We start from the raw sequence: 13019 nt of genomic DNA on the forward strand, positions 1-13019 counted from the left end.
TTGAAGAAACGCGCCTTTGCAAAAAGCAAATCCATCCCGAATGAGGTCGGAATGGATTTCGCTAATTACTGTCTCCTCCGGAAATAAAAAATCAATGTTTATCTTCTATTCCGAATTCTTTCCACTGAGCTTCCGGAAATTCCAGCTTCACCACCTTTTTGGCTTCACCGTACTTATCCTGAAGTTCATCCGTTTTAGCTTCTAACGCATCGGTTTGGACTTTTAAATCCGCTTTCAACTTCTCCTGCAAATCATTCGCTGCGATAGATTCACTGGTTAAACCGTCGAATCCGGTGATGAAAGCTTCATCGATACCGCGTTTTGCTACACGCTCTGTGTTATTTTTCAAGCCGGCACTCATAACCTGAGCTTTAGAAATAACATCTGCGTAACTCGAGTTTCTTTTTCTTTTCCCCATGGGCATTTTATTTTAATTAATAATTGAAACATGGGGGATAGCACAAGGTGTATATCAGGTTGGTTATCCCTCGTTATGATAAAGATACTATACTTGCCGTTCGTCATTCTTGCGAATGTTTTTATCAAAAGACCGTTCCTGCACTCCTTTCCGACTGTTGAGCAAACCGTGCGCCATGTTGAGCAAGGCCCGCTCATGATGAAGTAACTTGTGCGCAATGTGGAGCGGAACGTGCGCAATATTGAGCGCTTCCTGCTCAACGTTGAGCGAAGAATGCGCGACATTGAGCAACCCTTGCGCAACATTGAGCAACTCTTGCGCGACATTGAGCGCCTTTTGCTCATGATGAAAGGCACCGGGCATAAAGACATTTTCAGGATGCTTCAGAGCCATACATCTGTTGTAAAAGAACGATGTAGAGGCAAAATTATGTATTATTTCGGACAAAAGCAATAAAAAACATTTTTTTTATTACCATGTCTGTCGGTAAAGTTTCAAAAAAGCTTTATACATGGGATGTAGTAGAATGTTTTTATATCGGTAAAGGTGAAAAAATGTCGTGTCGGTTCCCACATATCGGTTATTTTGCGTAAGTTTGCAGTCCCGGCTGTCAGACGGCCGGCTTCAAAGAAAACAAGTACGGAGCAAACCCAATAACACGCGAAATGAAAAATTCCGACTCATTCAAAAAATTCCTTCCCGATCTGATCGTTATCGGGACTTTCATTCTGGTTTCATTTATCTACTTCGCTCCTGCCGTCATGGACGGACGGGTGATTAATCAAAACGACTCGCTGGCCGCCATCGGGCAAGGGCAGGAGCAACGCGACTACATGTCGCGCCACGACGGCGAACGCTCGCGCTGGAACCTCTCGATGTTCGGCGGCATGCCTACCTATCAGATGAGTCCCACGTACGATTCGACTCATCCGCAGGATCTGCTGAAAAAAGCCTATTCGCTGTTCCTTCCCAATTATGTGGGATTGGTATTCATCATGCTGCTCGGTTTTTACATCTTGATGCGGGCGCTGAAAGCCTCGCCGTTACTCAGCGCATTGGGTGCCGTGATATGGGCCTTTTCATCATACTTTTTCATCCTTATTGCCGCCGGGCATATCTGGAAGTTCATTACGCTGGCCTATATTCCGCCCACGATCGCCGGACTCCTCTTCGCCTATCGCGGCCGCTACTGGTTGGGCGGATTGCTGTTTGCGCTGTTCACGGCTTTTCAGATATCGGCAAACCATATACAGATGAGCTACTACTTCCTGTTCGTCATGCTCTTTATCGTGATTGCCTTTGCCGTCGACGCGGTGCGCAACCATACGCTGCCGGCGTTTCTTAAGTCTTCGGCCGTGTTGGTCATCGCGGGCCTTCTCGGCGTGATGGCGAATGCGTCGAGCCTCTATCATACCTACGAATATTCGAAAGAGACCATGCGCGGCAAGTCGGAATTGTCGCATCATGGCGCCGAAAATAAAACCTCGAACGGCCTCGAACGCGATTACATCACGGCGTGGAGTTACGGAGTGGGAGAGACCTGGACATTGCTCGTGCCCAATACCAAAGGCGGGGCGTCGGTGCCGTTGGCCGACAATACGAAAGCGATGGAAAAAGCCCGCCCCGAGTATCGCGAATTGTTTTCGCAGATCGGGCAATATTGGGGCGAGCAACCCGGTACCTCCGGCCCGGTATACGTGGGCGCTTTTGTATTGATGTTGTTCATATTGGGACTGTTTATCGTGAAGGGCCCTCTGAAATGGGCGTTGCTGGCGGGAACGGTCTTTTCCATCCTGCTCTCGTGGGGAAAGAATTTTATGGGACCGACCGATTTCTTCATCGATTACGTGCCGATGTATAACAAGTTCCGAGCCGTATCGTCCATATTGGTCGTGGCGGAGTTTTGCATCCCTCTGTTGGCGGCGCTTGCGCTGAAAGAAATTATTTTGAAGCCGGAGGTGCTGAAAGAAAAGAAAAACGCTCTTTATATCAGCCTCGGACTGACGGGCGGCATCGCCCTGTTGTTTGCCGTGGCGCCCAAGCTTTTCTTTTCGTCCTTTGTCTCGACCAGCGAAATGCAGGCCTTGCAGTCGTTACCACCCGAACATATTACGGCGGTGATGGATAACCTGACTGCCATCCGCGTGTCGATATTCACCGCCGATGCCTGGCGGAGTGTGTTTGTCGTCCTTATCGGGACGGTGCTGTTAGCGCTTTTTGCGGGAAAGAAGATCAAAGCCGAATGGGCCGTAGCCGGTATCCTCGTGCTCTGTCTGGTCGATATGTGGAGCGTGAACAAACGTTATCTGAACGATAGCGATTTTGTGCCGAAAAGCAATCAACAACAGCTTTTCATCCAATCGCCCACCGACCAGTTCATTCTGCAAGATTCCACCCCGTATTACCGGGTGCTGAATACCGCTACCAGTACCTTCAACGATGGTGTAACGCCTTACTATCATAAGACGATCGGCGGATACCATGCGGCGAAACTGCGCCGTTACCAGGATCTGATCGATGTGCATCTGAGCAAAGAGATCCCCGAGTTGCAACGGAGCATCATCCAAACGCAAGGCGCTCTTGATTCGGTCGATACCGAACGTTTTAAAGTATTGAACATGCTCAATACCAAATGGGTGATCATGCCCGCTCAAAACGGGGGGACGCTTCCCGTCGAAAACCCCTATCATCAGGGCAACGCTTGGTTTGTGGACGGGATTGAGTTCGTAAACAACGCCGATGAAGAAATCGATGCTCTCGGACGCATCGACCTGCACCGGCAGGCTGTCGCCGACAAACAGTTCGAACCGGTGCTGGCGGGTTTTAACGTAAGCCCGCGCGATTCGCTTTCGACGATCCGGCTCACCGGGTACGATTCCGATTTCGTTACCTACCGGGTCGATGCGAAAAAAAATGAATTAGCAGTCTTTTCCGAAATTTATTATCCCAAGGGATGGCAGATCACTATCGACGGACAACCGGCCCAAATGCTTCGGGCGAACTATACGTTGCGGGCGCTGCCCATCCCGGCCGGCGCACACGAAGTGACGTTCCGTTTCGATCCGCCGAGCATCCGCACGACCGATACCATTGCGTATGCGGCGCTCTTGGTGATGTTGCTGGCGGCAGGTCTTTTGATCTATCGATCGGTAAAAAAATCGCGTAAATGAACACACGCTGTCCAATTTGTGGAAACGACACCTTTCATGAGGAATTTTGCTGTCGCGATCATTTGGTGGGCGGCAAGACTTTCCCGCTGATAAAATGTTCGGAATGCGGCTTTCTTATGACGGATCATCCGCCCCAAGGAGACGCGCTGAACGCCTATTACAAATTTCGCACAGCGATACTCGAATACGAAGGCGTGTTTCATGAAAAATCGCGTATAGAATCGCACACACGGTATGCTGCTTTGAATGTGAATGCAGGGTATTTTCTGTCGCCTATCCCTAAGATACATTTAATTCCATATGTGGGGGTATGCCTTTTTCATGAGAATATCGACGGGTATTTCGACTCCGACGGTACTTACGTTTCTTATCCGGGGAATGGTTATCCTCCCGTTCATGTAAGTATCGACGACCGTATCACGACCCCCACGGCAAATATCGGGCTTCTTGCCGGCTATTATTTGACGAATAGCTTCTTTATTACAGGTGGAATAAAATATATGTGGGATCCGTATGACGGTACCTACAACAGTTTCCCCTATACTTCTATGGGTATCGGATACCGTTTCTGATTGGTTTATCAAGAAAGACAATTACCCTATGCTCCTAAAAATTGACGGACAAATCTCTTTAAGACAACTGCAATTGTCCGATGCAGAGGACATCTTCCATACGATCGACTCACAAAGGCCTTATCTGGGTAAATGGCTTCCTTTTGTCGAACAGACAAAGGATCTCCGCGACAGTGAAGAGTTTGTCAGAGCGTGCATAGACAAGCACGAAGAACGCCTTGAATATACCTTTACCATTCGTAAAAACGATGTGTTTGCCGGATTGATCGGCTTGAAAGATTCGGATAGTGCCAATAAGAAGACGGAAATCGGTTATTGGTTGTCGGAGCCTTACCAACGGCAGGGGATCGCGACTCAATCCGTACGTGCTTTGTGCGACTACGCCTTCCGCAAGTTGGGCTTCAACCGCGTTCAAATCAAATGCGCTGTCGGCAACGATCGGAGCAGGAGCATTCCCCAAAGACTAGGGTTTCAATTGGAAGGAATTGAAAGACAAGGCGAGCTCCTCTCCGGAAACGTGTTTGCGGATATCGAAATTTATAGTTTATTGAAGAACGAGTTCCTCTAATTCACCGCACCTCTTTCCCTCTATTTAGTCACTAAAAAATGAATAAACCCCCGTTAAACGAACAACTATCAATCCAAGATTTTCGGGATTTTTACTGGTTGAAAGAAGAATTAATAGCATTCTGCCGTACAGCCGGCCTATCAACCCGTGGAGCAAAAAAAGAATTAGCCGAAAGAATCGCGTCCTATCTGCAAATGGGGGCGATCCCTACAGAAGTCAGACAACGCAGAAACGATTCCCATTTTGATTGGAAGCGTGCTCCGCTTTCATTGGATACACAGATTACGGATAATTATAAAAACACGGAAAATGTAAGAGCTTTTTTTATAAAAGAGATTGGTACACACTTTCGCTTCAATACCTATTTTATGAATTGGACAAAACAAAACGCCGGTAAAACATTACAGGAAGCAAAAGAAGAATGGATACGTTTTTATTCCCTGAAAAAAGAGAACAAAGATCAATCGGAAATACCTGCTCAATTCGAATATAACACATATATTCGGGATTTTCTGAAAGATAATGAAAATAAGACTTTCCAAGAGGCAATTCAGTATTGGAAAGTAAAACGGACACAACGGGGAAGTAAAAAATATAAGAAAACAGACTTACGCCTGTTGCACGATACTCGCCACACGAGTAACGATTTGAGCTATTTACAAGCATTTGCACCCGGTTATTCCGATGAAAAAAACTACCTCCCCGTTCCAGCGGTTACCGACAAAAAGATGATTACCGCAAGTGGTATTGCGCCCATTGAATTTGCACGCGAAATATTTACAATACTGCAACTATGGAATGAGGCGGACATCGATAAATGGTTTCAACTCTTTAAGCATGGGGTGTGGAATGAATAACGGCTTCAGCTCATATTTCCCATATTCTTCTAATTACAAGGCGATACCCCATTGCCACCTCAAGGAAGTTCCGTATATTTGCCGCAAATGATGTGCATCTGGCGATCATAATCAACACTTTAATAATAACGAAATGAAAAGAACCATTTATTTACTTTTTGTGGCGCTCATCGCGATGAGCGCGTGCCATTCGGGCAAAAAGAGTGCTCAAAACAATTTATCGGGAAATCCGGATCCGGCGCATACCAGCGAAAATGCATTGGACTGGGCCGGAGTGTACAAAGGCTTGTTGCCTTGTGCCGATTGCCAAGGAATACAAGTTGAAATCCGTCTGAATGACGATTTGACGTATGAACGCGTGATGACGTATATGGGAAAAGGCGATAACCGCTATGCCGATAAGGGGCGGTTTGAATGGGACGTAAACGGACGTCGAATCAAACTTACGCCGGACTCCGCCGACAATGACGGCAATACTTGGTTTCAGGTAGGCGAAAATCAATTAATTGTTTTGGATACGGCAGGTAACCGCATCGAAAGCAATCTGCCCCCCGGAACCTATAATTTCAAGAAAATCGATCTTGACAATGTTGTTACTGAAAAGTATTGGAAATTGATCGAGTTGGACGGGAAAGCGATTGCCTCCAATGAAGAGGGCGCCGCTCGTGAAGCGCATTTTATCTTGCATGCACAAGACAGCCTTATATCGGGCAGCACGGGTTGTAACCGCCTCACGGGAAAGTATGACTTGGACGAACAAGACGGTCGTATTGGGTTCTCGCCGTTGGCAACCACTCGAATGGCTTGCATCGGGGTGGATTACGAACAATCGTATTTGGATGTGTTCGGAGCTACGGATAATTATACCGTTAGCCATGACACGCTTTCGTTAAACAATGCCGATAAGAAGGTGTTGGCGAAATTTGTGGCCGTTTACTTGCGGTAAGCGAAGAAGTAGCTACAAATAAACGGGGCTGTCGAAATGTTACTTCGACAGCCCCGTTTGTTTGTAGTGGGATTGTGCGGGATTAAAAGGTAAAGGTAAATCCACCTAACACATTCAATCCTTGCGCCGCATACCCGTGCCACCGGTCATACTTTTGAAATAACAGGTTGTTGGCTTTTAAATGGATGGATAGCGATGGAAGAATGTCGTAAACAGCGCCGGCGTTGAGGTCGTTGATGGCGCTCATCTGAATGTTCTCCCCACGGAAATAGGTCTGTCGGTCTCCGGCCAGATAATAATTCAGCGACAGCTTGAGTGGCGGAATGATTTGCAATACGGCACGTGCATCGATTTCATAGCCGGGCAGATTCCATGCCTTCGCATCATCTATAGGAGTTTCGTAAATCGAAGCATCTTTTACCGTATAAAAATTTTTCTTTATCCGTAACGAAACTTCCAACGGAGACCATACTTGCGAATGAACGGCGCCTCCTACAAACGATCGGGTTAAAGAACCGTAAACCGGTATCAGGGCTTCGGTAGCCGCTTCTCTTTCCGGTGTCGGTTGTTCGGTGGGCAATAGATCTTTATAACTCTGCGAGGAGACGAGAAAATGTTCATCATCCGTCATTTTATACCCGCCGAACAAGTCGAAGCGGAAACCGTCCGCATCGCCGATCTTTACTCCGGCTTCTACATCGGCTAAGGTAAATGACGGCTTCACCGCCGCGGATGGAGCGATGTACCGGCTTTGGTTGATCATGTCGAGATAAGTGTTCGAGTCGAAGCCGCCTTTAACGGTCGCGTAAAGCTTGGTAAATTCCGTGACGTTCCAATGCAGATCGACATTCGGAGCAACACGGACTTTCGTGCCGGCGCCGCCTCCCGACTGAAACAATACATCTACGCCCAGCGTGGCGCCCCAATTCAATCCTTCGAAGTGGAGATAGGGATTTCCGTTAAGAAGCAGGTAATTTCGGGCGTTGAGAGCTTCATCATAAATAACCGACAACACGTTAGCGTTTAATCCGATTTTACTATCCCCGTCTTGAAACGGTTTGTCGAGACCGATACCTGCATCCAACTGATGCCCTTTGATGCCCGGCAAATCGGTCGTTATCCCGAATTTCGTATTAAAGTTCTTGTAATCTAAATGCCCTCGGTAATGAAGCACGTCGTTATCGACCGATTGAATAGCGATATTCGCATTTAAGACCCCCAATCGCTGTTTGGCGTTATCGAACGTCCGTACAGCATCAAAGGGATTGCCGTAATAGTTGAAAAGAGAGTGCAGGTACGAAGCGTGAAGATCCAGCTTGAAGGCCTCGAAAAGATGCCCGTATTCCAATCGTCCGAAATTATCCATGAGATAGGCGTTATTTCCGGAAGGATCGGTTTTCTGCACATAATCGATATCTCCGTTTGTTGACTGATGAAGGAACGAGAAAGCGAGCGCATCGCGTTCGGTTTCTATCAACCGGTAGCCGAATGCGCCATCCATATTGGCATAGTTGCCCGCGCCGAACGTCAGATACCCTTTCTGCGTACGAAAAGGAATCGTTGTCATTTTCTCACCCGGTTTCGGCAAGGCAATCTCCAACGGAGGAGTGACCCGTTCCGTCCAAGTAGAATAAGCCGTATTGGCTTTTTTTACGGTAGGTTGGGGCCGGGATGGTAACGAACTGATTTTATTCGCATCTTGCAACGTGGGATTGAATTCGCGCTGCAACTCTATTTGACGCCGGAGCAGGGAGTCTTGCTGTTGAGCATACATTCCGGTTGCGAGGAACAAACCGGCTATACAAGTATATATATATCTTTTCATTGTCAATGGGATATTATTCATTACTGAAGTTTATTTAATCGTTCGCGGATCATTTCTTGGATATCGGCTTCCCCGCCTTTATAATTTGCCTGTAGGCTTTCCAAATATTGACGTGCCTGGAAGGTGTCACCTTTCGCGATGTAAGTGTCCGATAACACAATCAAGGCTCTGGCCATCCAATATTGATGAGAGGTGCCTTTCTGCATAAAGTCTTTCGCTTGTGCTTCGGCTTTGTCGTACGACTTCCACCGGTAATACGTATCCGCGAGAATAAATTGCGCTTCGGCTCCGTAGGCGCTGCGCGTGTCTTTTGCGATTGCCTGCAAGTCGGCCACGGCTTTATCCGTTTCGTTGAGTTGCAGATACGCTTTTGCTCGCAGGTAGCGTACCTCGGTCGCCGTTTCGGGTGAGAGATTACTGTTTTCGAGTAGTGCCGAGGCCGCTTGTGCTGCTTCGCGATAACGGTTGAGTAGCGATTGGGTGCGGACCACACCCAATTGTCCCGTTTGACGGTTGGCCGCATTACGTGCCGCATTCGCCATTTTCGTGTAATCGGCCAGTGCTTGTTCGTAATTTTTATTGGCAAACTCTTCCTGTGCCGCAAATAATAGTACATTGTCGAGATACTTGGCGCTGTTGGCATCAATCACTTTCCGGAAATAGGAGAGAGCCTGTTGCTTATTGCCGTTTTCATTGGCGATCATACCCAGATGATAATTCGCATCGCTGCCATAGGCTCCGTTCGGATAGGTTTGCAGGTATTTTTGCAAAGCTGTTTGAGCTTCGTTACGCTTCCCTTTCATATATATATTTTCGGCGGCCAGATAGGTCAAGGAGTCTTGACGGGACACGGTAATCTTCCTTCCGCCGGGAAGGGTGTTTGCATAATTGATATAGGATTGAATATCGTTCATGTCGTTATAAACCGTTTCGAGAGAGATTAATGCCGTGCGGGCATCATCCGATCCCGCAAAACGGGTTATCACGTTTTTATAAGCGGCAATGCTTTGCTGATGATTGCCTGTGTTATAATACAGTTGTCCCAATTGCACACCCGCCTGGCTGGCAAGGAGACTGTTGGGAAAATCCGTTACCAGTTTCTGCAATACGGCGATCGCTTCATTTTCCCGTCCGGCCATCGTCAGGGCGCGGCTTTTTTCGTATAAAGCATCATCATAATAGGTCGAGTTGGGATATCGGCGCATCAGCTCATCCAATGCCTCGATTTTTCCTTGATAATTATGTTGTAATCCCATGACGAATGCTTTTTGATACGCGGCATAGTCGCCGGCAGAGGGGCTGATTTGAGTGGCTTGTGCATAAAAACGTTCGGCTTCGGCAAAACTCCGGTTATAATAATAGCTATCCCCGATGCGGTTGTAAGCATCGGCCAGCTCGGATTTGCTCTTGTTTGTTTCCGCCGAAATATACTGTCTGAAAGCATTGACGGCTGTTTGATATTGTCGTTGTTTAAATAAAGCATATCCGAGGTTGTACCACCCTAAGGCGTAATTTTCATCGGCAGCCGAAGCATTTTGAGTAAATTGCCTGAAATCATTCGCCGCAGCCTGGTAATTGCCTTTCCGGTAATGGGATTCCCCTCGCCAATAATAGGCATTATTCCTTGCTTTTGCATCATAATTACCTAACTGGATGGTTTGATCGAACAACCGGATGGCTTGCTCCATGTTTCCGTTGATAAATTCCTGTGCACCGAGTTGGAAAAGAATCATTTGTTTGGCTTCGAGTACCCTCCGCCCGGGTTTGGCGATACGGTTTATCGCCGAAAGAGCGGCTTCGTAATTATTCGTGGTAAGGAATGTCTCGGCCAGAATATCATTTACTTGTTCCGCATAGGGGGAATTGGGATATTCACGAAGAAAGTTTTCGAACAGGGTGATGGATTCGCTGAATACCGAAAAGTTTGTTTCGTGCGCCAGCAATGCATAGTTGAAAAGCGCTGTTTCACGCACTTTCGGATCGAAGTTGTCTCTTCCCGCGGCTTCGAAAGCCATCTGCGCTTGCTGTTTTTGCCCTAATTTCAGATAAGCCAAACCCAAGTGCAATTGCGCGTTTTGAGTCAGTTCATCCCGTTCGCCGGTCGTTTGTTGGAACATCCGGATAGCCTCGTTGTATCGTTGCGCTTCGAAATAAGCAACGCCCAGGAAATAAGCATCGCCCCGTAATGGTTTTTCGGTCGACGCCAGATATTTTTCGTAGTAAGGAAGTGCCCGGCTGACACGCCCCAACCGGTAATTACTGTTACCTAATATACGGTACATTTCGCCGATATGCTCGCTGTTCGGATAGTTTTGTGTAAACGATTCGGCTTGTCGTATCGCTTCGTCCGGTTTCCCGTCGAAGAAGGTGCCCTGCGCCGTGTAGAAAGCCACGTCTTCCCGGTATTCGGGGTGGTCTTTAAGTCGTTGGAACCGTTGTACAGCGGTGTTGTAATTGCCGTTTGTATATTCGATGTAGCCCAGATAAAAATCGGCCGCATCGCGATAAGTCTTACTGTTTTGAGACAATAGGCCGAACAAACGGGTCGCTTCGTCTTTGTGATTCAATTGCAGATTCGTATAGGCGTTGCGGAAACTATAATCCTCCTGTTCACGGGGTGTAAGATAATCGATGTTGGTTTGATCGAACCGGAATTTAGCTTGTTGCCATTCTTTTTTATTGAAATGACCGGATCCGATCAAAAAATGAACCTGATGGCGATGCACGCTTTCCGGATGAGTATCTAAAAACTCTTTCAATACTTCCCCGTTATCGGGTGTATTACGGTAATAGGCCGCTGCCGCAATCATATATTCCGCTTCTTCTTGGAGTTGCGTGTCGTTGCTTTCGGCGATATAGTGGCTGAGAAAATCCTGTGCGCCGGTATAATTCTGTTGCAGGAACATCTCTTTTCCTTGATTAAAAAGCTTTTCCGGCGGAAAATGGTAAGCGGTTCGTTGGGCGCTTACAACGTGCGTTGCCACCAGAAAGCTGAACAGTATAATCCAATTTTTCATAAACTATGTTTTAGCAAATTTTTTATTCCTTTTCGGATGGACGCCAGTCCGAAATCCTCGGGGTTGAGTTGATTTTTATCCATAAAAAAGACTTCTGCCACGTCGTCTTGTGCTTTTAAGGCACGAAAATCGGAGACGTTGCAAAGGAAGAACATATCGACGGTATGCACTTCAAAGTCCGAATATACATAAATATTGGGAAGGGAGAAAAGATACCGCAAGTTATTTACGTGTAGACATGTTTCCTCCAGTACTTCGCGTTTGGCTGCCTCTTCGGCCGTCTCGTACATATCCACAAAGCCTCCGGGCAGGTCGAGGGCGCCTTGTGCCGGCGCTTTTGCTCTTCGCGAAACGAGTATCCGGCCTTCGTCATTTTCGATCACGGCGACTACCGCGGCCGAAGAATTAAAGTAATAGACGAACCCGCAATCGCGGCATTTTTTCGACTTTTCGTTATTTTCGATAAAGTTTGCGGAGCCGCATTTGGGGCAAAAACGGAATAACTCCAGAGGATGTGTTGTCGTCATTTTGTGGTTATTTGTACAATATGTGTGGGAGGCTGTTCCCGGTTGCGTTTATCGACGGCTTCCACCACCTTGTCTGCGAGTTGGGCGAAAGCGATGCCGGTGATGCTGTTGGTGTTGAGTGCGACCGGTTTGCCTTCGTCGCCTCCTTCGCGGATGCTTTGGACGATAGGTATTTGGCCAAGGAGGCTATACCCTCCTTCTTCCGCCAGTCGCTTACAGCCATCTTTCCCGAAGATATAGTATTTGTTTTCCGGAAGTTCGGCAGGGGTGAACCACGCCATGTTTTCGACTAATCCCAGAATGGGAACTTCCACCTTATCGGCGGTAAACATGTCGATTCCCTTGCGTGCATCGGCCAACGCCACTTCTTGCGGCGTGCTGACAATGATCGCTCCCGTGATGGGAAGTGTTTGAACAAGTGTCAGATGGATATCGCTCGTGCCCGGTGGAAAATCGATCAAAAAATAATCGAGGTCTCCCCAGTCTCCGTCTGTAATAAGCTGCTTCAGCGCATTACTGGCCATGGCTCCACGCCATACGACCGCATTTTCTTTCTCCACAAAGAATCCTATCGATAGCATTTTTACGCCGTAGTTTTCGACAGGAACAATGAAGTCACGGCCTTCTTTCTTTTCCAGCATGGGGGCTGCGTCTTCCACTGCAAGCATTTTAGGCACCGAAGGCCCGAAAATGTCGGCATCCAATAGGCCGACTTTATATCCTTTCAGTGAAAGGGCTACCGCCAGGTTTGTACAAACGGTGCTTTTTCCCACGCCGCCTTTTCCCGATGCCACGGCGATAATATTCTTCACACCCGGCAGTAAGTTGGGGAAGGAAGGACGGGGAGGTTGCTTCGAGTGCACCGAAATGTTTCCCTTTATATCGATATTTTTATCGGCATAGGTAAGAATGGCTTGTTCCGCCATTTTTACGACCGATTTGATAAACGGGTCGTTTTGCTTTTCGGTAATCAACGAAAAGCTTACTTTTTTCCCTTCTATACGAATGTTATCCGCCACCATCCCTGCCGAGACAATATCTTGTCCCGTACCCGGATAACGTACATTTTTCAATGCCTCAATAATAAGTTGTGGGTAGAGTTTCATATACTAATTTGCT

At 47.4% G+C, this 13019-nt stretch carries 11 protein-coding genes; 5 read left to right on the plus strand and 6 right to left on the minus strand.

Annotation, left to right across the window (positions count from 1 at the left end):
- Window positions 1–91: 91 nt before the first annotated feature.
- Together ABNK31_RS04005 and ABNK31_RS04010 are read right to left on the minus strand one after the other, a co-directional pair.
- Window positions 92–418: a hypothetical protein gene (locus ABNK31_RS04005; protein WP_418894436.1), complete on the minus strand. Its 327-nt coding sequence runs from the start codon at window positions 416–418 to the stop codon at window positions 92–94.
- A gap of 87 nt (window positions 419–505) precedes the next feature.
- Window positions 506–811 (minus strand): hypothetical protein, encoded by a 306-nt coding sequence (locus tag ABNK31_RS04010; RefSeq protein ID WP_418894437.1) that lies wholly within the window; start codon window positions 809–811, stop codon window positions 506–508.
- A gap of 272 nt (window positions 812–1083) precedes the next feature.
- Between ABNK31_RS04010 and ABNK31_RS04015 the strand changes: the two genes are divergently transcribed.
- The 5 genes from ABNK31_RS04015 (at window position 1084) to ABNK31_RS04035 (ending at window position 6531) form a co-directional block, all read left to right on the plus strand.
- Window positions 1084–3588, plus strand: coding sequence for a YfhO family protein (locus tag ABNK31_RS04015; RefSeq protein ID WP_418894438.1), 2505 nt, complete (start codon window positions 1084–1086; stop codon window positions 3586–3588).
- Window positions 3585–4160 carry a hypothetical protein gene (locus tag ABNK31_RS04020; RefSeq protein ID WP_418894439.1) on the plus strand — a complete coding sequence of 192 codons (576 nt, stop codon included), beginning with the start codon at window positions 3585–3587 and terminating at the stop codon, window positions 4158–4160. The genes ABNK31_RS04015 and ABNK31_RS04020 overlap by 4 nt, the downstream gene beginning before the upstream one ends.
- 28 nt (window positions 4161–4188) lie before the next feature.
- A complete protein-coding gene (locus tag ABNK31_RS04025) occupies window positions 4189–4728 on the plus strand; it encodes a GNAT family N-acetyltransferase (protein ID WP_418894440.1) in 540 nt (179 codons plus the stop codon).
- A gap of 38 nt (window positions 4729–4766) precedes the next feature.
- Complete coding sequence (locus ABNK31_RS04030) at window positions 4767–5585, plus strand: DUF6434 domain-containing protein (RefSeq protein ID WP_418894441.1); 819 nt, start codon at window positions 4767–4769, stop codon at window positions 5583–5585.
- Between the two features lie 133 nt (window positions 5586–5718).
- Entirely contained in the window at window positions 5719–6531 is an 813-nt protein-coding gene (locus ABNK31_RS04035) for a copper resistance protein NlpE N-terminal domain-containing protein (RefSeq protein ID WP_418894442.1), read from the plus strand.
- Between the two features lie 82 nt (window positions 6532–6613).
- On the opposite strand, the gene ABNK31_RS04040 is transcribed toward ABNK31_RS04035, so the two are convergent.
- From ABNK31_RS04040 to ABNK31_RS04055, 4 genes are read right to left on the minus strand one after another with little or no spacing between them, the layout of a single operon-like run.
- Window positions 6614–8356 (minus strand): hypothetical protein, encoded by a 1743-nt coding sequence (locus tag ABNK31_RS04040; protein ID WP_321579702.1) that lies wholly within the window; start codon window positions 8354–8356, stop codon window positions 6614–6616.
- 20 nt (window positions 8357–8376) lie between these two features.
- Entirely contained in the window at window positions 8377–11373 is a 2997-nt protein-coding gene (locus tag ABNK31_RS04045) for a tetratricopeptide repeat protein (RefSeq protein ID WP_418894443.1), read from the minus strand.
- On the minus strand, window positions 11370–11900 hold the full coding sequence (locus ABNK31_RS04050; RefSeq protein ID WP_418894444.1) for an NUDIX domain-containing protein: 531 nt from the start codon (window positions 11898–11900) through the stop codon (window positions 11370–11372). Before ABNK31_RS04050 ends, ABNK31_RS04045 begins: the two co-directional genes overlap by 4 nt.
- Window positions 11897–13006, minus strand: a complete 1110-nt coding sequence (locus ABNK31_RS04055) for a P-loop NTPase (RefSeq protein WP_418894445.1) — start codon at window positions 13004–13006, stop codon at window positions 11897–11899. Before ABNK31_RS04055 ends, ABNK31_RS04050 begins: the two co-directional genes overlap by 4 nt.
- Window positions 13007–13019 lie beyond the last annotated feature (13 nt).

Origin of the sequence: Limibacterium fermenti (assembly GCF_041902845.1) — a bacterium.
Classification (GTDB): domain Bacteria; phylum Bacteroidota; class Bacteroidia; order Bacteroidales; family Dysgonomonadaceae; genus Limibacterium; species Limibacterium fermenti.